The 24,371-nt window shown below is 59.7% G+C and carries 17 protein-coding genes; 5 read left to right on the top strand and 12 right to left on the bottom strand.

What is annotated here, in order from left to right; translation table 11 throughout:
- Nucleotides 1-185: 185 nt before the first annotated feature.
- From AEAC466_RS25605 to ppc, 9 genes are all read right to left on the bottom strand, one after another.
- Nucleotides 186-1,790, bottom strand: coding sequence for a sodium:solute symporter family transporter (locus tag AEAC466_RS25605; RefSeq protein WP_023456571.1), 1,605 nt, complete (start codon nucleotides 1,788-1,790; stop codon nucleotides 186-188).
- 211 nt (nucleotides 1,791-2,001) lie between these two features.
- Nucleotides 2,002-4,656 (bottom strand): glycoside hydrolase family 3 protein, encoded by a 2,655-nt coding sequence (locus AEAC466_RS25600; protein WP_023456570.1) that lies wholly within the window; start codon nucleotides 4,654-4,656, stop codon nucleotides 2,002-2,004.
- 517 nt (nucleotides 4,657-5,173) lie between these two features.
- On the bottom strand, nucleotides 5,174-6,250 hold the full coding sequence (locus AEAC466_RS25595) for a LacI family DNA-binding transcriptional regulator (RefSeq protein WP_023456569.1): 1,077 nt from the start codon (nucleotides 6,248-6,250) through the stop codon (nucleotides 5,174-5,176).
- 93 nt (nucleotides 6,251-6,343) lie between these two features.
- The gene (gene eda / locus AEAC466_RS25590) at nucleotides 6,344-6,976 is read right to left on the bottom strand and encodes a bifunctional 4-hydroxy-2-oxoglutarate aldolase/2-dehydro-3-deoxy-phosphogluconate aldolase (protein WP_023456568.1); all 633 of its coding nucleotides are present in this window, start codon (nucleotides 6,974-6,976) and stop codon (nucleotides 6,344-6,346) included.
- Nucleotides 6,977-7,051: 75 nt separating this feature from the next.
- The gene (locus AEAC466_RS25585; RefSeq protein WP_023456567.1) at nucleotides 7,052-8,062 is read right to left on the bottom strand and encodes a glucokinase; all 1,011 of its coding nucleotides are present in this window, start codon (nucleotides 8,060-8,062) and stop codon (nucleotides 7,052-7,054) included.
- A gap of 4 nt (nucleotides 8,063-8,066) precedes the next feature.
- Entirely contained in the window at nucleotides 8,067-9,896 is a 1,830-nt protein-coding gene (gene edd, locus AEAC466_RS25580) for a phosphogluconate dehydratase (RefSeq protein ID WP_023456566.1), read from the bottom strand.
- 10 nt (nucleotides 9,897-9,906) lie between these two features.
- Complete coding sequence (pgl, locus tag AEAC466_RS25575; protein WP_023456565.1) at nucleotides 9,907-10,692, bottom strand: 6-phosphogluconolactonase; 786 nt, start codon at nucleotides 10,690-10,692, stop codon at nucleotides 9,907-9,909.
- Complete coding sequence (zwf, locus tag AEAC466_RS25570; protein ID WP_023456564.1) at nucleotides 10,685-12,172, bottom strand: glucose-6-phosphate dehydrogenase; 1,488 nt, start codon at nucleotides 12,170-12,172, stop codon at nucleotides 10,685-10,687. The genes pgl and zwf overlap by 8 nt, the downstream gene beginning before the upstream one ends.
- A 241-nt stretch (nucleotides 12,173-12,413) precedes the next feature.
- Nucleotides 12,414-15,089: a phosphoenolpyruvate carboxylase gene (gene ppc, locus AEAC466_RS25565; RefSeq protein WP_023456563.1), complete on the bottom strand. Its 2,676-nt coding sequence runs from the start codon at nucleotides 15,087-15,089 to the stop codon at nucleotides 12,414-12,416.
- A gap of 396 nt (nucleotides 15,090-15,485) precedes the next feature.
- Here ppc and AEAC466_RS25560 point away from each other — a divergent pair, with 396 nt between their 5' ends.
- The 5 genes from AEAC466_RS25560 (at nucleotide 15,486) to greA (ending at nucleotide 22,765) form a co-directional block, all read left to right on the top strand.
- Entirely contained in the window at nucleotides 15,486-16,040 is a 555-nt protein-coding gene (locus tag AEAC466_RS25560) for a hypothetical protein (protein ID WP_023456562.1), read from the top strand.
- A 106-nt stretch (nucleotides 16,041-16,146) separates the two neighbouring features.
- Nucleotides 16,147-18,771 carry an aminopeptidase N gene (gene pepN, locus AEAC466_RS25555; protein ID WP_031238126.1) on the top strand — a complete coding sequence of 875 codons (2,625 nt, stop codon included), beginning with the start codon at nucleotides 16,147-16,149 and terminating at the stop codon, nucleotides 18,769-18,771.
- 91 nt (nucleotides 18,772-18,862) lie between these two features.
- Complete coding sequence (locus AEAC466_RS25550) at nucleotides 18,863-19,441, top strand: response regulator (protein WP_023456560.1); 579 nt, start codon at nucleotides 18,863-18,865, stop codon at nucleotides 19,439-19,441.
- A gap of 163 nt (nucleotides 19,442-19,604) precedes the next feature.
- A complete protein-coding gene (locus AEAC466_RS25545) occupies nucleotides 19,605-22,226 on the top strand; it encodes a sensor histidine kinase (protein ID WP_023456559.1) in 2,622 nt (873 codons plus the stop codon).
- Between the two features lie 59 nt (nucleotides 22,227-22,285).
- Nucleotides 22,286-22,765 carry a transcription elongation factor GreA gene (greA, locus tag AEAC466_RS25540; RefSeq protein ID WP_023456558.1) on the top strand — a complete coding sequence of 160 codons (480 nt, stop codon included), beginning with the start codon at nucleotides 22,286-22,288 and terminating at the stop codon, nucleotides 22,763-22,765.
- A gap of 13 nt (nucleotides 22,766-22,778) precedes the next feature.
- Here the strand turns inward: greA and AEAC466_RS25535 are convergent, their stop codons facing one another.
- From AEAC466_RS25535 to AEAC466_RS0121925, 3 genes are read right to left on the bottom strand one after another with little or no spacing between them, the layout of a single operon-like run.
- Nucleotides 22,779-23,297 carry a periplasmic heavy metal sensor gene (locus tag AEAC466_RS25535; protein WP_023456557.1) on the bottom strand — a complete coding sequence of 173 codons (519 nt, stop codon included), beginning with the start codon at nucleotides 23,295-23,297 and terminating at the stop codon, nucleotides 22,779-22,781.
- The gene (locus tag AEAC466_RS25530) at nucleotides 23,297-23,767 is read right to left on the bottom strand and encodes a hypothetical protein (protein WP_023456556.1); all 471 of its coding nucleotides are present in this window, start codon (nucleotides 23,765-23,767) and stop codon (nucleotides 23,297-23,299) included. The genes AEAC466_RS25535 and AEAC466_RS25530 overlap by 1 nt, the downstream gene beginning before the upstream one ends.
- Complete coding sequence (locus tag AEAC466_RS0121925) at nucleotides 23,764-24,342, bottom strand: RNA polymerase sigma factor (RefSeq protein ID WP_035429091.1); 579 nt, start codon at nucleotides 24,340-24,342, stop codon at nucleotides 23,764-23,766. Before AEAC466_RS0121925 ends, AEAC466_RS25530 begins: the two co-directional genes overlap by 4 nt.
- Nucleotides 24,343-24,371: the final 29 nt, after the last annotated feature.

Below are 24,371 nucleotides of genomic sequence, written 5' to 3'. Positions count from 1 at the left end.
TCCGGCGCATAGCGATGGAAAATGACCGTTGCATGGCGGAAGTACAACTCAAACGCAAAGGTCGTACAATTCCGTCGATCCTGACTATTTTACCACAGAGGCGCGGTGACGGACGGCCAATCGCTGTTAGATACAAAAAAACGGCGAGGGTCTCCCCCCGCCGTTCCGTTATCTTGTGTCCAGCCTTACCAGAACAGCGAATAGAGCGCGATCAGGATAACAACAACGCCGATAGCCAGGACGTTGAAACTCATCGTCGTCTTGAAGTTGACGCCTTCCAGAGTCAAGGTCGAGACCTCGCGCTTATTCGGCACGACCAACGACACGAGCACGCACAGCGCCGTGGTGGCGACGAACACCCAGCCGACACGGTTCATGAACGGGTAAGTGGGATCGATATAGGACCAGATGGCCGAAATCAGCACGCCACCCAGAATGGCCGCGAAGGCACCGGCCGTCGAGCAACGCTTCCAGAACATACCCAGCGCGAAGATAACCACGATGCCAGGCGTGAAATAGCCGGTGAAATTCTGGATGAACTGGAAGGCCTGGTCGGTCTTACCAAGCAGCGGTTGCGCGACGGCGATGGCAATAGCGACCGCGACGACCGATGCGATCCGGCCAACTGTCACCAGCGACTTCTCAGTCAGTTCAGGCTTCAGCGGCTGGATGATATCGATCGTAAAGATGGTGGCGATCGAATTGATCTTGGACGCCGTGGACGAAATGACGGCGAAGGTCAAAGCGACGAAGACGAGACCGAGCAGACCGGTCGGCAGCAATTTCATCATTTCGGGATAGGCGTGATCCGCGACGGCCAGATTGGGCGACAGGATCAAGGCGGCCATGCCGGGAACGACGACGATCAGCGGCATGAGCAGTTTAAGATAGGCGGCGAATGCGATGCCCTTCTGCGCTTCCGGCAACGACTTGGCGGCCAGAGCGCGCTGGATGATGTACTGATTGAAGCCCCAGTAGGAGATGTTCATGATCCACATGCCGCCAACTAGGACAGCGATGCCCGGCAAGTCCTTGTAGAAAGGTGACGTCTTGTCGAGGATCATATGGAAGTGCTCCGGGAAACCGGCGCGCAGCTTGTTGAAGCCGGCGACAAAGCCACCAAATGACTGTTCGCCGCCAATCTTGGAGAGGGTCAGGCCTGCGATAATCAGGCCGCCGATGACAAGCAGGGTCACCTGAACGATATCGGTCAGGGCCACGGCTCTGAGGCCACCGGAAATCTGATACAGCAGGGCAAAAACGCCTAGCGCGATCAGGACGTAGACCGGATCCAGGCCCGTCACCGTCGTCACCGCCGTACCGCCCAGCCACAAGATGGAGGTCAGATTGACGAAGACGTAGAGGATCAGCCAGAAAATGGCCATCAGGTACTTTACCGACGGCCCAAAGCGTTGCTGCAGAAAGCCCGGCATCGTCATGACGCCGTTTTTCAGGAAGACCGGCAGGAAGTACTTCCCGACGATGATCAGGGTAATGGCCGCCATCCATTCGTAGGAGGCAATGGCCAGACCGATGCGGTAGCCGGAGCCCGACATGCCGATGATCTGCTCAGCGGAGATGTTGGCGGCGATCAACGACGCGCCGATGGCCCACCACGGCAGGGTGTTGCCGGCCAGGAAGTAGCCTTTGGAGGAGACTTCCTCGCTGGCCTTACGGCGGGACACCACCTGGGCCAGAATGAAAATGGAGACGGCGTAGAAAAGCACGATCCAGATGTCGAGGCTTTTCAGAAAATTGGCCGAAGGCAGGTACTGAGCTAAATCAGGCATGTTTCCCCTCATGGTCCGTTGGAACGGAATGGTTATTTATAGTACAATTGACACAGCCTGACGGCTGAATCAATGGCGAGCGCGCATCCCGGCGAAAGTGCGGACACTTTTCGATCGGAACGCGCCGTGTCCCAACAGGCAGACGCCGGCGATGGATTCGCCGATCTAAGTTTTTTACCCCGCCCTTCGCCAAGGAAAGGCGGGGTCTGTTTTATTTGGCCGGGCATACCCCGTCGCCCTCATCGGAGGCCAGGCGGATGCTCGAATAACTGATTGACAGCGGCGTTTGTGACTTCAAGGCAAACGGCACGCCCACCTTCGACGGATCGAGACCCGCCGCAACGAAGCAGTCGAGCGTCACCTTGAACGTGGCCCAGGTGCCGACCGGCGCCTTCAGGACCGAGGCGATATCGATCGTCTTCTCCGATGCCCGGTCAGCGCCCATGCCGAGCAGCACGGGACCGGTAACCGGAGCATCGAGACGGTAGGTGACACCTAGCGTCATCTTGCCTGTCGTCTGGCGGCTCAGGTCGACCGGCGCGTCAGTGGTGATCGCCGCCTCGCCCGCGCCCTTGCCGCTGAAGACCAGCGCGCGCCCGCCTTCCTGTTTGTTATCGGCATCGACGGCGGACTGAGTTACAACACCCGAGGCGCTGCCGAAGCTGGACTGGTCGCCGGTATTCGCTCCTTGCGCATCGATCAGGCTGAGTTTCCACGGCGTCTTGATGCGGCCTGACGCGAAATAGGTATCGACATTGACGACGGCTTCGTCGCGCAGACCGGAGTCTTCCGACAATTGTGGCAAGTCGCCGATATCGGCATAGGTCAGGCCATACCCATACGGGAATAAGGGATCATAACCAATCGTGCCGACATTGAGCGGCCCCTGATTGGCGGTCTTGGGCCAGGAGAAGGTCAGCTTGCCCTTGAAATCGTGGCGCGGTTGACGGTTCAGATCACCGACAATGACGTCGGCAATGCCGCCACCCTCGGTGCCTGGCAGCCAAGCCGCGACAAAGGCATCGGACGCGTTGATTTCCGGATTGGTCCATAGCGGGCGTCCGGACAGGAAGATGGTGACGACGGGAATGCCCTGCTTTTTCAGCTTGTGGATCAGCTCCAGGTCAGTGCGATCGCCCGGCTGATAGTCGAGGTTCGGGCGGTCGCCCTGGAATTCCGCGTAGGGATCTTCGCCAATGACCACCACGGCGACATCCGGCTTTTCCTTGTAAAAACCATTGTCGCTAAGCGTCGCCGTGCCACCCGCCTTTTCGGTCGCCTCGACCAATCCTTCCCAGATCGACTGGCCGTGCGGGAAGTCGGCGCGCGAATTACCGGTGCCTTGCCACGTGATCGTCCAACCGCCGGACTGCTTGCCTATATCATTGGCGCCGGAACCGGTCACGAGGATGCGTGCGCCCGGATCGAGCGGCAGTATGTGATTGGAGTTTTTCAGAAGAACCAGGGACTCTTGCACCGCCTGGCGCGCGATGGCCCTGTGCGCGGGCGAGCTGAGCTGATCCCATTTCCCGGACAGAGGCCGGTCGAGCGGCGCGCCGAGCGTAAACAGGCCGCCCTTGATCTTGGCGCGCAGGATGCGGCGTACGGCGTCGTCGAGACGCGACATGGGCACCTCACCCGACTTTACGTCGGTGACAAGGTTTTCATAGACGGCCTTCCAGGAATCGGGCGCCATGTACATGTCAACGCCGGCATTGATCGCCTGAGGGCAGTCGTCATGTTCGCAGCCCGGGATCTGACGATGGGCGTTCCAGTCAGTGACGGTAAAACCGTCGAAGTGCATGCGTTGCTTCAGCGCGCCGGTAATCAGGCGCTTGTTGCCAGCCATCTTCTGGCCATTCCACGACGAGAAGGAAATCATGACGGACAAGACGCCGGCGCGAATGGCGGGCGGATATCCGGCATTGTGGATGCGGGCCAGATCGGCTTCGGACATCTCGGCATTGCCTTGGTCCTTACCGTCCTTGGTGCCGCCATCGCCCAGGAAATGCTTGGCCGTCGACATGATGTGGCCCGGCTTGATGCCGTCACGGCCACCGTTCAGACCCTGCAGCCCTTCGACCATGCGGCCGGAATAGGCGGCGACATCGGCCGGATTTTCGGAATAGGATTCGTAGGCGCGGCCCCAACGCTTGTCACGGGCCACGGCAACCGTCGGCGCAAAGGTCCAATCGACGCCCGCCGCCGCCATTTCCGCAGCGGTGGCTTCACCGATTTTTTCGATCAGGTCGGGATCGTGCGCAGCGCCCAGCCCGACGTTGTGCGGAAAGATGGTGGCGCCGACCAGGTTCGAATGGCCGTGCACCGCATCAATGCCAAACAACAATGGTATCGGCGCCTGGGTCGGACGCGACTGCGCCGCACGCCAGTAATCATCCGCCAGTTTCAGCCACTGATCGGGCGTCGCGCGTTCGTTACCGCCCGGAGACGAATTGCCACCCGCCAGAATAGAGCCCAGCGGATAGGTCTTGAGGTCGTCCGGCGTGACGTAGGCGATATCGGCCTGGACCGTCTGGCCAACTTTTTCCTCCAGCGTCATGCGGCTCATGATCTCGGTGATCTTTGCCTCGGTGGCCGCATCGATCAACCCGGCATCCGCCAATTTCGGCCATGCCGGATCGACGGCGATAAGGGCCTCTCGGGCGGCGGACTTTTTTACCGCCGGCTTGACGACTTTTTTCTTGACGGTCTTATGTGCGGCGGGCTTGGTTTTCGCCTCGGCGAGGCTGAAGCCCCCCAGCGACAGAACCGCGATGACGCTAAGTGCCACACCGAACATCAGGGACGGCTTGGCACCGGAATTGCGCGCCAGCCTTGGGGTGGCTTCGGATTTGAGAGTCGACATGATGCTCCTTGGTGTTCTTCCACAACGTTTTTCTATGATCATTAACATGGCGATGATGCGATAAAAAGGCACCGCACCTGACACGCTAACGATCTGGCCCTCTGTAGTTTTCATGTGACGATGAATGGGGCCTGACGAGAATTTAATGACAGCGCTATCAGCCAGCGTCAAGCCATGAAACCCATATGTCGAAGCGATATAGGCTAACGGATTTATGCTGCACCGCGTCAAAAACACATTTGCTTTTATTATTTATTTGACAGCGTTGTCAGATTTGGTATCACTACCTCACCCTGTTTTCCCGGTGTGTCGCGTCTGTGGATTTTCCATGGATTCGGCGGTCGGGTTTCGTGTTTAAAACCATTGGTGTGTCGGCTTCTTTCCCTTTTTCATAGCCGGTTCGCTGTCGTGGTTTTAAAGCGCCTTCTTAAATGTGGCATTATTTGGAAGGCACTGGCCTTATATCCCGACGGCGCTTCGTGCACCGTCGGGTTTTTTTTGCCCGCTTTTTGAAAAATCAGATTGGTTTGGCGGAGTCGCGCTGAACCAGTTCGAACGGCAACAGGCGGCTGACACGGGTCAGGACCGGCGCATCGTCATCACCATTGGCGCGGGACAGAAGAATATCCGCTGCAGCATAGGCCAGGTCAACGACCGGCTGGCGGATCGTGGTCAGGTGCGGCCAGATAACCGTCGAACCGGGCGTATCGTCGAAACCGACAACCGACACCTGATCGGGGATTTTGATCCCTACCTGCTGGGCGTAGGCCATTATACCGAACGCCATTTCATCGTTGGAGGCGAACAGGGCCGTGGGCAAATCGGTCGGCGTCTCGAACAAGGCCTTGGCAGCGTCGACGCCGGAGGCAAAGCTGTTGAACCCCTGCTTGATCCAGTCCGGGCGCGGCGTAAGACCCGCCTCGCTCATCGCCTGTAGGAAACCGTCATAACGGCGATGCGACGATCCATGCTCCGGGTGACCGCGCACGAACCCGATATCGCGATGCCCCAGACTGAGCAGATGCTGAGTCATCTTGTACGCGGCCAGGCTGTCATCCATCTCGACCTGAGCCGAGCGCCCGGGATAGGCATAGGGCGAGACGCGAACATAGGGCACGCCGGCCGCTTCGACAGCTTCCAGAACCATCGCCATATCGCACAGCGGCGGCGTCAGGATCACGCCGTCGAGACGAATTGTGGCCAGAAGCGATGCGATCGCGCGGCCCAGATCGGGTGCCAGACTATCCTGAGGTTCGCTGAGCACGTGATACCCGCTTTCACGGCATCGAGCGATGACGCCGCTTTGCAGGTCGATCACATAGCTGGACGATGGATTGTCGTAGAGCAGACCGATGAGGAAGCTGCGTGCCCCCGCCAGGGAGCGCGCCAGCAGATTGGGCCGATAATGCAAGAGGTTGGCCGCATCCTTGACCTTGGTGCGGGTCTCCTCGCGCACGTTCGGCTCATTGTTCATGACGCGTGAGACGGTCTTTATCGATACGCCCGCCAGGCGCGCAACATCGTTGATGGTGGAGACGGCGTTGCCGCCCCCCAGCTCTTTTACGCGATCGGCCGAAACCTTGATTTGCGTCACCCCGATGACAACCCTTGCATGAAATTGGTCTCATCTAATTGCGTTCGCAATGACTGCTTTGTCAATTGCAAAGAGACAAGTCTTTTCAGCGCGTTACTTTTTGCTGAAGGTCGCCACCGCTTCGGCCGCCAGGCGGGTGATTTCAGCCCAATTTCCGTCGTTCATCGCCTTGGCCGGCGCCACCCACGAACCGCCGCAGCACAGGACATTGTCGAGCGCCAGGAAGTCTGCGGCATTTTTTGCGTCGATGCCGCCGGTCGGGCAGAATTGTGCCTGGGGCAAGGGACCGCCAATTCCCTTAAGGTATGGCACGCCGCCCGCCGGCACGGCCGGGAAAAACTTCAGGTGCGTGAAGCCCCATTCCAGGGCCTTCATGACTTCGGAGGAGGTTGCCACGCCCGGTAACAACGGCAAAGCGTCCTGATGCGCGAGCGTTTTGGTCAGACCAGGCGAAACAAGGAACTTGGCGCCCGCCTTGGCGGCCTTTTCGGCATCCTTTGGGGTCAGGACCGTGCCGGCGCCCACCACAGCATCGGGCCGTTCCTTGGCGATCAGCTTGATGGCATCCAGTGCGCAATCGGTGCGCAGCGTGATTTCCAGCACATTGATACCACCGGCGATCAAGGCGTCAGCCAGCGGCAGGGCCTGGTCGAGCGACGGAATGACCATGACCGGCAGCACAGGGCCCATGGTCATGAACTTCGGGATATCGGGATGCGTGGACATGGTCGTTTCCTTGGTCTAATTCGTTATGGTCTTCCGGCGCGCATGCGCTTGGCTCGCACGACAGGCAGTGTCCGGCTAGGCGGTAATCTGCACGTCGGTCAGCGCATTGGCTGAACCCAGCAATGCGGCGTAGGGATGAATGATGATATGCGACGGAATGGACGCCACCAATCCGGCCAGCGGCGCCTTGGCTTCCATGCGGGCGCGGAAGCGCAATTCGTCGATGTGCTTGATCAGACGCGGGGCGATGCCCCCGGCGATAAACATGCCAGACACAGCGCCGTGCGCCAACGCCAGATCGCCGCACACCGAGGCCATGATGTCGAGAAAAGCTTCGACGGTGTAGCGTGACCCCGTGGCGTCATCGCCATCGAGATGCGTAATCTGGGCCGGCGTCAATTCATGCGCCGGTTCGCCGCGAATGGAAGAAATCGCCTGATAAAGATTGACCAGACCGGGACCGGACAGCAGCATTTCGACGGTAACCCGGCCATGCTTCTTGCGCAGGAAACGCAGGATTTCCGACTCATAGTCATTAACCGGCGCGAACGAGATATGGCCGCTTTCGGTCGACAGGCAGTAGGGCCCGAATTCGCCCCCCACCAGGACCGATGCCCCGAAGCCAGTGCCAGCACCCATGACGGCGTGAACATCGCCAAACCCCTTGGTGACTGTACCAATGGTCTTGGTGTCGGCATCTTCCAGATGCGGCAAAGCGAACGCCAGGGCGGCATAGTCGTTGATCAGACGCGCCGTCTTGGCGCCGACATGGCGCGCCAGAAGCCCCTCCTCGACTTCCCAGTCGAGATTGGTGAACTTGATGCGTCCGTTCTTGACCGGTCCCGCCACGGCCACCACCGTATAGTCCAGTTCCGGCTTGCCGCCGATCTGGCGAAAATAATCGGTCAGGGCGTCGTAGACGTCCTTATGGTCCGCCGTTTCCAGCGATTTAAAGCTGGAAAGCTTGGTCTTGCCATTGGTGCGTTCCGCGATGGCGAAACGGGCGTTGGTGCCCCCGATATCGCCGACCAAGCCCCGCAGGGTACGGCCGGAAGCGATCGCTGAGCTGTCGAAATGCGCTGTCATATGTCTACCAAAAAACTGCGCCACCTTGGTCGGCGGGTCCTACCGCCCGACGCATGTGCGCAAAAAGTTCCCGTCCCATGCCGTCGGCTTCTTTTGGCCGATCCGCATCTGTTCTTTGTGAAAACTCGGTGGCATGTCCGAGAAAGTCTATAGTCCCTTTTTGGCAATCCACGCGCAGCAGATCGCCGGTCTTGAGTTTCGCGATCGGGCCGCCGTCAACCGCTTCCGGCGTCAGGTGAATGACCGCGGGCACCTTGCCCGACGCGCCCGACATGCGTCCATCCGATACCAGCGCGACCTTGCGCCCGGCATCGAGGATAGACGACAAGGACGGCGTCAGCGAATGCAGTTCCGGCATCCCGTTGGCTTTTGGTCCCTGGAAACGGACAACGCAAATGAAATCGCCTTCGGGGAGTTGCTTGGCCTTGAAGGCGGCCAGGAAATCATCCTGATCGTCGAATACCACACACGGCGCTTCGACCACCTGATGCTCCGCCTTGACCGCCGATACCTTGGCGACAGCAACCCCGAGATTGCCCTTGATTTCGCGCAAGCCCCCCTCCGGAGAGAAGGGGTTCGAAACCGGTCGCAAGATGTTTTCGTCGAGACTGGCATCCGGCGCTTCGCGCCAAATCACGGTATTGCCGTCAAGAATCGGTTCCTTGGCATAGTCAGCCATACCCTGGCCCCAGATGGTTTGGACGTCGGCATGCATAAGGCCGGCATTGAGCAGTTCCTTGATCACGAACGCCATCCCGCCTGCGGCATGGAAATGGTTCACGTCGGCCGATCCATTGGGATAGACACGCGCCAGCAACGGCACGACGGACGAAATCTGGTCCATGTCTTGCCACGTCAGAATGACGCCGGCGGCGCGCGCCATGGCTGGCAGGTGCAGGGCATGATTGGTCGACCCACCTGTCGCCATCAAACCAACAACACCGTTGACGATGGCGCGGGCATCGATGACATCCGCCAGACGCGATGGATTTTTCGAATTTTCAGCCGTCTTGGCGGCGCGTTCGACGGCAGCCTGGGTCAGGGCGTCGCGCAACGGCGTGCCCGGATGGACAAAGGCGGCGCCTGGAACATGCAGCCCCATCATTTCCATCAGCATCTGGTTGGAATTGGCCGTGCCGTAGAAGGTGCAGGTGCCCGCCGAATGATACGATGCCATTTCAGCGGCCAGAAGTGCGTCGCGACCAACCTGACCCAGGGCGTATTGGGTCCGAACCTTGGCTTTTTCCGGATTGGGCAAGCCCGACCCCATCGGGCCCGACGGCACGAAGATGATCGGCAGGTGGGCGAACGACAAGGCACCCATGACCAGGCCCGGCACGATCTTGTCGCAGATACCCAGCATCAGACCCGCGTCGAAGGCGTCATGGCTGAGCGCGATTGCCGTGCCCATGGCAATGACATCGCGTGAGAATAGCGACAACTCCATACCCGGGCGGCCTTGCGTCACGCCATCGCACATGGCGGGCACCCCGCCGGCGACCTGGCTGGTGGCGCCGAACTTGCGGGCCATGGTGCGAATCTTTTCCGGATAGTCATGATAGGGCTGGTGCGCCGACAACATGTCATTATAGGCCGTGACGATGCCGATATTGGGCACGGCATCAAGCGCAGCCTGCAATTTTTCATCGGGCGTCGAAGCCGCGACGACGTGGGCATAGTTGGCGCAGCTCAGCTTTTTGCGGCGCGGCTCATCCGCCTTGAAACGATCGGCGCGCGCCATGAAGTCGGCCCGCAAATCCTTGGAACGCTCGATTATGCGTTCGGTGACTTCGGCAATTACGGGATGCAGGGCAACGGGTTTCACGGTGGTCATAACTAGGTCCTCAAGCCGCCCACACAAAATCGATATCGACCGGACATTGCGCGATGAACGCGCCGATCGGCGATGCGTACGGGTCGGTATTTTGCGACGCCGTCCGCAACACATCCAGCTTGGTCTGGCCGGTAATGTAGAAGACGATGCGGCGTGAATTGTTGATAGCCGGCACGCTCAGGGTAATACGCGGCAGTTGCGGCTCCGAGCCATCGACGTGCGGCGCGACCGGCAGAACTAACCGCTCAGTGCTATAAACCTCGGCATTGACCGGATTATTGGGGAAGATCGATGCGTAATGCGAATCCGGCCCCATCCCCATCAGGGCAAAATCGAAATGCGGTGCCGCGCCGTCGTTCAGATCGCGCAGGGTCTTTTCCGCCTTTTCAGCGCAGATCTGCGCGTCAGACATGTCCTGGATCAGGGTCAGGAATTCCATGCCCGTCTGGGCCTTGTTCGCCAGCACGGGCGCCAGCGCCTCACGCATCATGCGCGTATTGGACGCCGCTTCATCCGTCGGCACAAAGCGCTCATCAACCTGGGCCAGAGTAATGCGTGTCCAGTCGAGATCGGCATAGATAAGATGCTGATAAATCGGCCGGGGCGTCGTGCCGCCGCATCCGATCCATACCGCCCGACCGCGCATATCGATGGCATGGCTCAGGGAATCGGTGATCAGGCCGGAAATATGCACGCCAGCCTCGGCGGTCGATGCGAAACAATGCACGGTGACCGTCTTACCGTGGGCGGACCAGGTCAGCACGTCTTCCGTTACATGATTGGCCAGCTTAGTCATTCCAGGTACGGCCTTCGTCGCGTTCGATCAGGCGATAACCGCTAACCGGTCCGAAGGTGCCGGCCGGGTACATTTGCGGCTTCATGTGCGTGTCAGTCCACGCCTTGACGATGCCATCTACCCAGTTCCAGGCGGCCTCCACTTCGTCGCGGCGCACGAACTGAGCGTTGTTGCCATTAAGCGCATCGAGGATCAGGCGCTCATAAGCGATGCGGCGGCGCGGCGGCTTATCGCCATTGCTGTCGAAGGCCTTGACCAAGGACAGGGACAGGTCGAGCGATTGCAGATGCATGCCTTCGGCCGTCAGCCCCGGCGCCTTGTTCATCAGGGTCAGGGAAATATCTTCATCCGGCTGCAACCGGATCAGCAGACGATTCGCCACCGCTTCGGGGCCGAAGATTGAGTGCGGCAGCGGCTTGAACTGAACGACGATCTCGGTTGACCGTGACGGCAGACACTTGCCCGTACGCATGTAGATCGGTGTACCAGCCCACCGCCAGTTGGCAATTTCCGCCTTGATGGCGACGAAGGTTTCGGTATTCGACGGAGACCCTTTTTCCGCTTCGTACCCTGCCACCGGATGACCATCGGCGAAGCCCGGGCCGTACTGGCCGCGCGCCGTATGCGTCAGGACGTTTTCGGCGGTGATCGGCTTGAGCGATTTCAACACCTTGACCTTTTCATCGCGCAGGGCGTCGGACGAAAGGGCCGCCGGCGGCTCCATGGCCAGCAGGCACAGCAATTGCAGCAGGTGGTTTTGCAGCATGTCGCGGATGGCGCCGTATTCGTCGTAATAGCCAAGGCGTTCGCCAACGCCGACCGTTTCGGCGATAGTGATCTGGATGTGGTCGATCGACTGGGCATTCCACAGCGGTTCGAACACGATGTTGCCGAAGCGCAGGGCAATCAGGTTCTGGACCGTTTCCTTACCGAGATAGTGATCGATACGGAAGGTACGCGCTTCATCGAAGGCGTGAGCCACGGAATCGTTGATGATCTTGGACGTCGCCAGGTCGCGGCCGATCGGCTTTTCGATAATGACGCGGTTCGGCGCCTTATTGAGGCCCGCGCGTTCGATGTGCTCGCAGATTGGCTTGAACAACGACGGCGACACCGACAGGAAATAAACGATGTCCAGACGGTCGATATCGCCCAGCTCAGCCTTCAGCTTGGCGCCCCAATCGTCATGGGCGGCATCAAGCGCGACGTGGACAATGCGCTTGCGCAAACGCGCCAGGGTATCCGGCTCCAGCGCATCCCCGATCCGCTTGGTGACAGCGGTGCCGATGCGATCAACGCAGACCTCCGTGCCGCAATCTTCGCGCGCGACCGAAATGATGCGCAGATCGTCGGACAGGAACCCGTCCTGATCGAGCATGGCCAGCGAAGGCCACAACATGCGCATGGCGAGATCGCCAGTACCGCCAACCAGAACAAATACCTGTTGGCGCGCGCCATTACCTGCAGAAGATACCGACATGAGACCTTTTCGTTCCGAACCTGTGACCCTGCCCCTTATCAACGGGGCTTAAGTCATGACAGCGTTGTCATAAACCCAGTTTTTCGGGAGGTCAACCATGAAAGTCAACGGGTGGCGCAAATGCCTGACCCACCCGCGTCATATAGGACATGCGGCCCTATGGGCACAAGGTGGAAACGCACCGATCAAACATCCGTCAACGACGCATATAGGTCCGTTTCCCCCCGTGCCGGAGAGGTTGTCAGCCGGTATTGCGTAGCGCGCTGGCGATACCGTTGACCGTCAGTTGCATCGCCAGCTGCACCAACTTGTGCCGGTTGCCATGACGGCGGACGCCCAGAAGATAAACCTGCAAACGATTCAGGCTGTTCAGCAGCGGGTTGGCCCGCTCGATCTGGTTACGCAGGCGTTCATGCGTAGACAGCAGGTATTTGGCGTTGCGGATACGCAGGATGAGCGCCACCGTGTCGTCGAATTCCGATTTGATGGTGGCGTATATACGGTCGCCCTCTTCCGGGTCACGCGCCAGATCGGCGTAGAGGCGCGCGATCTCCATGTCGGTCTTGGCCAGGGCCATTTCCATATTGGCGATGAAAACATCGAAGAAGTCCCACTGGATCATTTCCAGAAGCGTGGCGTCGTCGATTTCCATCTCCCGAACGGCTGCCGCGAAACCATACCAGCCCGGCAGCATGAAGCGCGACTGCGACCAGGCGAACACCCAAGGAATGGCGCGAAGGTCTTCGATCTTGCCCGACGCGGTTCGCGACGCCGGTCGCGAGCCGATCTTGAGGTCCGACACTTCGCCGACCGGCGTGACCGTGCGGAAGAAGTCGAGGAAATGAGGATCGTCATAGACCAGGCCGCGATAAGCGGCGAAGGATTTTTCGTGCAGCCTGTCCATCAACGGGCTGTATTTTTCTTCCAGCCGCGCATCTTCGGACGCCTTGCGCGTCGTATCCTTGGGGATGGTGGCCAGGAAGGTGGCCGCCGCGAAGGTGTCGAGCGTTTTGTGCGCCGTGATGACATTGCCGAACTTGCGGGCGATCATTTCACCCTGCTCGGTGACGCGGATCTGTCCGCCGACCGTACCCTCCGGCTGAGCCAGGATGGCAGCGAAGGACGGACCGCCGCCGCGGCCAACCGAACCGCCGCGGCCATGGAACAGGCGCAGCTTCACGCCCGCCTTGTCGCACACCGCCTTGATGGCTTTCGACGCCTTGTGCAGCGACCAGCGCGACGAGGTATAGCCGCCGTCCTTGTTGGAATCGGAATAGCCAAGCATCACTTCCTGGATGGCCGGCCGGCCCATCAGGGAACGTACGGCGAAGTTGCCAAGCCACTTTTTCATGATGTCCGGCGCCGCTTCCAGGTCGCCGATCGTTTCAAACAGCGGCGAGACGCGGATCATGGTGTGGGGCTGAGGCCCGCCGCGCACCAAACCGGCCTGTTTCATCAGCACCAGCGGTTCCAGGATATCCGATACCGAAGCCGCCTTGGAAATGACATAGGCGCCGAAGGCTTCCGGACCGAAAGATTTCACGATCTGGGCCGCCGCATCGACAATACGCAACTCCTTGCGCGTCTCGTCGGAATATTTGGCGAAGTCCCAGCGCAGCACGCGGTCATTGGCCAGTTCGGCGAACAGCAAGGAGCAGCGCTCGCTTTCCGACATGCCGAGATAATCGACCAGTTCCGACGAATGGGTGAACAGTTCAGCAATGACACGTTCGTGCACGTCCGAATTTTGACGCAGGTCGAGCGCCAGCAGGTGGAAACCGCATGACCGGGCGATGCGGATCAGCGTCTTGAGCGTACGCCCGATCAGGCGGCGTCCGCCGTGGGCAGCCAGGCTGTCGCGGATGACCCGCAGATCGCGCGCAAACGCGTCGCAGCTTTCATAGGGCGGCGCCACCGATGCGCCATTGGTGACAGGTTCGCCCAGGATTTGCGCCCGCGTCCGCGCCAGTCGATGCTTGATGTGGGCGATTGCGCGGCGATAGGGCTCATCGACGCGGTGGATGTCGGTATTCAGCGACTTGCGCGCCAGATCGTTCAGGGCGTCGGTGACCGGCGTCACCTCATCGGACATAGTCAGTTCCGAATCCAGCTTGTCCATCTGGCTGACGTAGAAGGCGAAGGCGACGCGCGCCTGTTCCTTGAACGCATAGTTCAGGGTGACCTCATCGACATGGGGGTGACCGTCGCGATCGCCGCCGATCCAGGAGCCGAGTTTCAGGACATTGGGTAACTGACCGTCATGGGGGATATCGCGGCCCCATTCATTGTATAGGGTGACCATTGCCGGCAGGATCGAGCGCTTGACCGCCCCGATCAGATTGTTGATCTCGTCCTGGACGGTTATACGTTCCGGCCGGTTGAGGCGCGTGTTCCACAACAAGGCCACGGCGCGGAACAGGTCGTCCTCGATCTGCGTCTTTTCGGGTCGCGTCGTCGCCTTTTCATAGGCCTGGAGCAGGGTCGAAATCTCGTGCTCGCGCTCCACGATCGACGCGCGCCGCATCTCGGTCGGGTGCGCGGTGAAGACCGGCGAGGCCAGAATGCCAGAGAGCGTCTTGTCGATCTCGTCCGCGCTTACGCCTTCCTGCCGTGCCGACTGAACCGCATTGGCCAGGCTGATCGGCTGCATGGACCCGTCGGAGGTCTGGAAGGTATCGATGCGGCCCAACTGGCCGACATCCTCCGAAATGACTGACAACATGGACAGGCATGTCATGATGCGGGCGGCGTGGGCTGCTTCGGATTCGCTGAGCGTACCGAAATCAAAGCCCTTGTCCTTCAGCGCCTCGACCTTGGACATGACCTCGGCCTTGCCGAACTCCTGCACGGCGTCGCTGAGGAAGCCATCGAGCATTGCGGTATGTTGCTTGACGTGGTCTAGGACGGTATCGGTCATGAATGTTGATCTCTTTTGGTGCCCGTTATCGGCGCAACCATTCATTTCCGCCACATAAACAAAGACTTGAAGTCAAGTTTGTTCCGACGACGCGAATGCTGGGTCAAGCCGGTTTATCGTTATGTTTCGGCTAGCTTAGCGCCATTTTTGTGCGCCGCAAGATAACAATTTCAGCCGCCGAACTGGACGAATTGATAGTCTGAATGATTCCAGATATTTGCGCACAATTGTCTGATTTAATAAAATTTCCTGCCGGCCAAAATTCTCGAATGTTTCATTGGAAACAATGACTTGCACCCGATAATAACGACGTTATTTTATTGAGGGAAATTATTAAAGCTTTTCACGTATGCTGAGCAGACGGAATAAAATTGCTTAGAAAAGCACGAGGGTGTCATGGCCAAAGCGACCTATCATCGCCACCAGAGAGTCTATGTCGAGCCGGTTGGAACCTGGGCTGTCATCGACAAGGTCAATCCCGTTTGGGTCAAGGGCTTCGACGAACCTGTCCGCGTCACCTATGATTGCGGCCTGGGGCGCGATTTCGCCGCCGAGGAACTGACGCCGGAAAACACCGAAAAGACGGACAGTCAGCAATTGGGCCATTGGCGCCTGATGCGCGCCCGCAATAAGTGGCAGTCGCCCGACGAAAGCCGCAACCACCCCTTCCCCGGCACCTATCCCATCGTCGTCACCGATGAAAACGATTGGGGCGGCTGGCGTGTCCCCGGCGCCGAATACGAACGTGACCCCGCCTTGATCGAAATGCAGGCGCGCCTGATCGTCAGCGCCCCGCGCCTGCTCACCCTGGCCAAGGCCCTGAAGGATTATGCCCGCCATAATGCCGGCGACCTGGACGACGACCTGATTGCGCTGGCCAAGCGCGCGGAGCAGTTGAGTCAGCACATCGAATCGGACGCCGAAGTACGCAAGGTCCGCGCCGCCGACTGAGCCGCCGGATACCGGGCGCGACATTCGTATTGCCCACTTTACATATTGTCAGGCCGCGCGAACGCCCCATATGGTCGGGAGACACTCGATTTTTGTGGACGACCTCATGCGCACCGATACGCCCCAGCCGATCAAGCTTAGCGACTACACGGCCCCTGACTTCCTGATCCCGTCAACGGAGCTGGAGTTCGACCTGGCGCCCGAAGCAACCCGGGTAAGGGCCCGGCTGACGGTCACGCGCCAGGGACCCGCCGATGCGCCTCTGGTGCTGATGGGGGAACGCCTGCGGCTGATCAGTATCCGAATCGATGGCCAGCCCGTCGAACCGGTTGTGACGGAGGAAACCCTTACTATCGCCTCGGTGCCGGACCGGTTCGTCCTGGAAACTGAAGTCGAGATCGATCCGCTCAATAACAAGACGCTGGAGGGACTTTACATGTCTTCCGGCCGTTATTGCACCCAATGCGAGGCCGAGGGCTTCCGCAAGATCACCTACTATCTTGACCGCCCGGACAGCCTGTCGAAATACCGCGTGCGCATCACCGCTCCCCGGTCGGGCTTTCCGCATCTTCTGTCCAACGGCAACTTGTTGGAAAAGGGCGATCTGGCGGAAGGCAGGCACTATGCCCTGTGGGAAGATCCGTTCTTCAAGCCCTGCTACCTGTTCGCCCTCGTCGCCGGCGAACTCGACGTTTACGAAGACACGATCGAAACCGCTTCGGGCCGCACGGTCGATCTGAAAATCTATGTCGATACAGGCATGAAGGCGCGCGCCGCCTATGCCATGGATGCCTTGAAACGGTCGATGAAATGGGACGAAGAGGTGTACGGTCGCGAATACGATCTCGACCTGTTCATGATCGTCGCCGTGCGTGACTTCAACTTCGGCGCCATGGAAAACAAGGGCTTGAACATCTTCAATGCGTCCTTGCTGCTGGCCGACCCGACGACGGCAACCGACGCCGACTATGAACGCATCGAAAGCGTCATCGCCCACGAATATTTTCACAACTGGTCGGGCAACCGCGTCACGTGCCGGGACTGGTTCCAGCTCTGCCTCAAGGAAGGCCTGACCGTCTTCCGCGACCAGGGTTTCAGCGCCGACCAGCGCGGTCATGCCGTGGCACGCATCAAGGACGTCAAGGCTTTGCGCGCCCGACAGTTTCCGGAAGATTCCGGCCCCCTGGCCCACCCGGTCCGCCCCTCGTCCTACGTCAAGATCGACAACTTCTACACGGCGACCATCTATGAAAAAGGCGCCGAAATCGTCGGTATGCTAAAAACCTATGTCGGCCCGCAGGTCTATCGTCAGGCGCTCGATCACTATTTCGCCACCAATGACGGAACGGCGGCAACGCTCGAAGATTTTCTGGCCGCCTTTGAAGCGGTCACGGGTGAGGACTTCTCGCCATGGATGGCGTGGTACACCCAGGCCGGCACCCCGCAACTGCGCGCGACCAGCACCTATGATGCCGCCGCGCAATCCCTCACCCTGACCTTTGCCCAGGCGACACCCGCCACGCCGGGCCAGACTCAAAAGGCCGTTGTGCCCATCCCCGTCCGCTTCGGCTTGCTTAGCCGCGATGGCGATAAACAGATGTTCCGACACAATGGCCATCTGACGTCAGAAGCACTGTATATCCTGCGTAACGCCGAGACGACGATTGTGCTTACGGAGGTTAAATCGTCGCCTGTCCTGTCCGTACTTCGGCATTTTTCGGCGCCCGTGCTTTTACACATCGAAGAATCCGGAAATGATGCGTTCGCCCGCTTCCGTGGCGATCCAGATTCGTTCAACCGCTGGGAGTCGGCGCAGGGTGTGGCCAAGCGCATTATCCTGGCCGCGCGGCCGGATACGGACCTGATCGATGCGTTTGCTCAAGGGCTAGAAGCCTGTATTAGCGACGAAAACCTCGACGACGCCTTCAAGGCGCTGATCATGGGCCTACCTACCGAATCCGACCTGGCACAGCACATGTCGCCGATCGATCCGGCATTTATTCACAAAAATAGGAACAATCTAAAATCCGCTCTGTCGGCGCGTCTGTTCGATACCTTATGCGACCTTTACGATGCTATCCCGGCCCCGAATACGTTCAGCCCGGATTCCGTATCGGCTGGGCGGCGCGCCTTCCGCAACGCGCTGTTGGATCTCATGTTGTCCGGGTACAATAATGCCGCAAACAAAGACAATTTGATCGCCTTGGCTGAAAGTCATTTTAACCGCGCGACCAATATGACCGATATGGTCGGCGGCCTGTTGGCACTGACATATGTACAGGGCACGCCTTACAAGAACGCGCTCGACACCTTCTATGACAGATTCCGCAACGAACCCTTGGTCATCGATAAATGGTTTTCGCTTCAGGCTGCCGCCGCGCACCCCGACACCCTGGGTCGCGTGCGCGCCTTGAGCCGACACCCCGATTTCGACGCCAAGACACCCAATCGCTGGCGCGCCCTGGTTCAGGGGTTTGCCAACAACCAGAGCGTTTTCCATTCGCCCGGTGGCGGCGGATATCAGTTCCTGGTCGAGCAAATCCTGGCCGTAGATGCCTTCAACCCCATGACGGCGGCCCGACTGGTCGAACCGCTGAGCCGCTACCGCTTCTATACGTCACCCTATCGCGAAGACATGCAGACAGCGCTTCAGACCATTGCTACCGCGCCCAATCTGTCAAAAAACGTCTTGGAATTGGCGGCTAAGGCGCTGGCGGAAGAACACGGCTAATACGCATTAACCTCTCCGAAGCTTTCGGCGGATAAGCTGACGTTTCGGCACAGTCTGTGCCGTAACGTACGGCTTTCCCGGAGACGATAAATTGGCAGGCCTCGAACGCGTCAGGTTCCTGGTTGTGGACGACAACGCCCACATGATCAATATTGTCAAAACGATCCTGCGCGGATTTGGCGCGGTGCATATATTCGAAGCCAAGGACGCTACCGAAGCCTTCCACCGTCTGAAGCACGACTCCATCGATATCTGTATTACCGATTACCAGATGGAGGTCCTGGACGGGGTCGAATTCGTTCAGCTGGTTCGCAATTCGTCCGACAGCCCGAACCGTTACGTCCCGATCGTCATGCTTACCGCCCACTCCGAGCGGTCAAAGGTAACGGCTGCGCGCGATGCCGGTGCCAATGAATTTTGCTGCAAGCCGATTACAGCCATCGAATTGCGCCGCAAGATCGTCGCCATCGTCGATTTCCCGAGGCCCTTTATCAAAACCGGCAACTATTTCGGCCCAGATCGCCGGCGCAGACAGGACCCGAAATATCAAGGTCCCGAACGCCGCGAAGGGTGGAGCGAGGATCACAAACCGCCCGTCAATGGCGTCAAGAAAAAGAGCGGCGCGGGTTCCGGCAGCTTTGAGACCGAAGACGACTCGCAGGCCAGCTAGGCCGCATCGAGAGCGGAAAAACCGTCCCCGACTATTTGAATTTATAAAACCTTAAGACTCTCGACAATAGGTTAACGCCACGTTTACGCTTAGGGTGCGCGCCGAATCACCTGCGCTGCCAATTCGCCGGCCTCTGTACACGCCGAAAACCGTAGGACTGTCTGTGACGGAGACGCGTCAAAATCTGCGTTCTCAGGCCTTGGGCGCCAAGGGGCGGGCCACCGGCTCGCAAGACCGCGTCCGTGCCTCCGTGGCAACACCCCGTACAGCCGCGCGATCGTCATTGATGTCGCGTCTGGTCGGGTCACACGTCGGTGCAGGTATGCCGCTGTGGATTCGCCTGGGGTCGCTCGGTCTGACCCTAGGCCTTGTAACATTTATGGGCCTGTCTACCTTGCAACTCGGCAACAACCTGTCTGCCGATAAGGATGCCGAGGGCCAGGCTCTGCTGACCGAAACCCGGCTCAGTTCCGCACGTCTGGATGCCCATCTGGCGACGGCGCGCCTGGCGCTGGAAGCCGCTCAGGCACAGTGGCTGGAAAAGCGCGACGCTCCCCTGACCGCCGCAGAAACCGGTTTGCGCCTCGGCCACGACAGCGTTTTGAGCGTTGCCATGATCGGAAGCGATGACACCCTCCTCGCTTTGGCCGGCAGTGACGACGCCGATCTGATGACACAAGCCGCCAAACAGGCGCAGAGCGCGTTCTCGCTGCGCCCGTTGACGTCCCGCCTCGGCCAGACCCGCCGGACCTACGCGATCCTTAAAGGCAGCACCAGCGCGCCTGTCCTGGTGGCACGGCTCGATCCCAAGCTGCTGGACGATACAGCCACCAACGGCGCTGTTGCCGCCTTGGTCGGAGCGGACGGCGTGATTGTCCTGGCCTCCGACGACACACTGACCGGACAAAATGTCGACAAGGCGCTGGCGGTATCTTTCGGACAGCTCAAAGCCCGCGCCGACTCAGGCAACCTTATTCAGGGCGCGCTGACCGAGGGCGGTTTCGTCAAGATCGCGACCGTACCGCAGGACAAGGCGGAAAATCTCGTCCTGCTCAAGGCGTTGCCGTCCAAACGCTTCTTCTTTGCCTCGCACAACCTGATCAAGGGCATCATCTTCGTCGGCGGCCCCTTGCTGATCGGTGCCCTTTTTGGCCTGCTGCTGATCTTCCAGGCGCGCAAGACCAAGGCCGACGCCAAGCAGTTTCAGGCCAGCGAGCAGCGTTACCGGCTGGCCGTGGAATCAGCCCGTTGCGGCATATGGGACTGGGATCTGGATCAGGATCTGATCTACATGTCCGATGTCACCGGCGTCATGCTCGGCTGGGGCGGTGGCGGAGTAGCCTCGACGTCCGAAGTGCTGGATCGCATCGCGCCCGAACACAGGGGCGACGTCGTCAAAGCGCTGGAAACCGCACGTGTCAAGGGCGCCTTCGATGTGTCCTTCCGCGTTCCTGGCGTAAATGGCCTGGCTATTTGGGTTGATGCCCGCGGCCAAAGCGTCGGCGAACGCAGCCATGCCGGCTTCAACCGCCTGTCCGGTGTGGCGCTGGATGTCAGTGAAGAACGTATCGCCCAATTGCGCGCCCAACGCGCCGAGGCCCGTCTGCTCGACGCCATCAGCTCCGTATCCGATGCCTTCGTGTTGTGGGACCGGCGCAACCGGCTGCTTATGTGGAATTCTACCTTCGGCGAAACCTTCAATATCGACAGGCGCTTCCTTAAAGCTGGCACCCCGCGCGAACTGATCGACCAGGTGATGCAAATCGCCATCCGTCGCCAGCAGCCCGCGCCGGACGCCCGTGAAGGCGTCATCGAAGCCGAGCTCAACAACGGCAAATGGATTCAGATTTCCGAAAGCCGCACCCTGGAAGGCGGCCGCGTCCTGACCGGCGCCGACATTACGGCCGTGAAGCTTCAGGAAGAAAAAAGCCGCGAAAACGAAGAGCAGTTGCAGGCACTCGTCGACAAGCTGGAACAAAGCCGCCAGCAGCAGACCGTCCTGGCGCGCAAATACGAAATGGCCAAGATTCGCGCTGAGGCCGCCAACCATGCCAAGTCCGAATTCCTGGCCAACATGTCGCATGAATTGCGCACACCGCTCAATGCCATTAACGGGTTCTCCGAGATCATGGCATCCGAGATGTTCGGGCCGTTGGGCCATGCGCGGTACAAGGAATATTCCAACGACATCCTCAATTCCGGCCAGCACCTGCTGTCGCTGATCAACGACATTCTCGATATGTCCAAGATCGAAGCCGGCAAACTCACCCTGCGCTTCGAACCGGTCGTGATTGATGAGGTCGTCGAAGACACCCTTCGGCTTATGCGCCAGAAAGCTGAAAAGGCCGGGCTTAAGATCCGTGTCCATCTGCCGCAACTGCCGGAAATATCAGCCGACTTCCGCGCCCTGAAACAGGTGCTGCTGAACCTGCTGACCAACGCCATCAAATTTACGCCTCAAGGCGGCACCATTACCATTTCTGCGACCCATACCGATAGCAACGTCCATATACGGGTCGCTGACACCGGCATCGGAATTGCGGAAAAGGACATGGATCGCTTAGCGAAACCGTTCGAGCAGATTGAGAACCAATTCTCAAAAACCAAGGAAGGCACGGGTCTCGGACTGGCACTTACAAAGTCGCTGATCGAGATGCATAGTGGCCACTTCGAGGTCGATAGCACAGTGGGGCAAGGCACGACGGCCACCGTCATTCTGCCTATCGTGCAGACGGCCGCGGGCGCATCAGAAGACGATGAGGGACGGCGTATTAACGCCGCCTGATCACCGCCGAAGGGCGTTCTCCTCTTGCTTCCTTATTCTGTAAACTCTTGAATGAGCCTATGAGCGTAGCCTTTACCCGGGACGAAGACCACGAAGCCGCCGCCGCCAATTTGCCGGATCGCCCGCTGTCGCCCCATCCCAATCTTGTAACGCCGGAAGGCCTGGCCCAACTGGAGGCGGCATTCGCCGATGCCAAGGCTGCCTATACGGCCGCGCAGGCGTCCGGCCTCATCCATGCTGACCGGACGGCCATGGCGCGGGCGACACGGGATCTGCGCTATTATACGGCGCGCCTGGGTTCTGCCCAGCGCATCGATCCGGTCGCATCCGCAGAGCGCGTCGTCTTCGGTTGCACGGTGACCATAGTCCGTGAGGATGGCCGCGAACAGATCTTCCGGATCGTCGGAGAGGATGAAGCCGACCCCAATGCCGGCAGCGTATCCTATGTGTCACCGCTGGCGCGGGCCTTGCTGGGCCGCGAAGTCGGCGATGAAGTCCAGGTCGCCGGCACCACCGTCGAAATTATTTCTATTGCGTAGTGCCCGCGCGTGACTACCGGCTGGCGGACGCGTCGGCCACAGCCTCGGCAGGCGGCCTACCGTCCTTCTGAACGAAGCGATTGAAGCGGGCGCTTGGGCGCAGAAGGGTGCGTATGACAAAGCTGCGTTCGCGCACCGGCAACTCTTTCATGTTGAGGATCAAGGCGTTCTCGATCTTGCTCCGCGCGTCGTTTTCGGCATTACGCGCCTGCTCCGACAAAATGGCCAGTTGCGTGGCGTCATAAGGGTCCTTCGCCGCCAGAGCCGCCGCCCGAGTGCGCAGCGCACGCGCCTTGGTCATATCCGCTTCGCCGCTCAGGGCTGCGTCGCGCGTCAGGAGATATACGTGGCGCCGCTGTTCCTGAGTGGTGCCGGTCGTGGCGTCCTTCCAGTCTTTTTGCATCGCCATTGGCCGCCGGAAATCGCGCATATGTTTCTTCAGCACGATGCCTGCACCGATGCCTGCGCCTATCAGGAAGATATTGACGATCAGCGAGACAGCCAGGAACCATTTCAGGTGCGTTTGTTTCATCAGTCCCCCGTATCGATCATGGCGACCTGCTCAAGCACGGTCTGGGCGCGGACATCGCTCAGGCCGGCCAGACTGAGATTGACGCCCAGCGCCGCACCGGCAAGGCAAGCGGCCAGGCCTATACTCGTTCCCCACACTATAGCCCACGACATCCGCCGACGCGGCGCGCGTGGTGGAGCGGCGGACGGGAAACGCACGACATTATTAGCCGGCATGAAGTCTGCGGCATAACGATTGATTGCCGCTTCGAAGGCCGGCTGATCCAGGTCGGCGCGCAAATGATCGACCGCTGTAACGCAGTCCAGCATAGCGTCCAGTGCACGCGCCTGATCTATCCGCGCCTGCGCCGCAGGATCGGCGGCCAGGAAATCGAGCGCCGCCTGGCGTTCAGCCTCCGGCCAGCGCGCCGGCGAGGCGCCGTAGGAATCGATCAGGGCGTGGAAACGATCCGCATTCATTGACTTGCTCATGACTTACCTCCCGTTTTAACGGGTTTTGCTCGACGTGTCTCATCACTCATCAGCCCACGCAGAGTACGGCGGGCGCGCGCCAGAAGACTTTCCATCGCCTCGATGCTGACGCCCATGGTTGCGGCGGCCTCAATGTTCGACATCTCCTGAAAATAGTTCAGCGTAATGGCCGTCCTTTGACGTTCCGGCAGTTGCGCCAGCGCCCTTTGCAAGGCTTGCGCCGTCTGCGCCTGCTCGATCTGGACGGCGGCCCCCACGGCATCATCGACGATATCGACATCATCTGGAGAAACGGTGTCACGGCGGCGGCGCAACCGGTCATAGCACAGGTTCAGGGCCACGCGATGCATCCAGGTGTCGATGCGCGCCTTGCCCGGCACCCACGTCGCCGCCTGCTTCCAGGTCCGCATCAGGGTTTCCTGGGCAACATCCTCGGCTTCTGTGGCATCTCCAAGCATGCGGCGGCCGAGCGAGAGTAGACGCGGCAGCTTGCGTGAGACAAGCGCCGACACCGCCGCCATGTCGCCACGGCCTATCCGTTCCAGCAAAACCTCGTCAGGGTCCGGTGTCGTCACATGAGTCCCCGAATGGGCAGTCGTACCCC

The organism is Asticcacaulis sp. AC466 (genome assembly GCF_000495815.1).
Classification (GTDB): domain Bacteria; phylum Pseudomonadota; class Alphaproteobacteria; order Caulobacterales; family Caulobacteraceae; genus Asticcacaulis.
The sequence above is the reverse complement of the archived record's forward strand: the minus strand, read 5'-3'. Positions and strand labels throughout refer to the sequence as shown.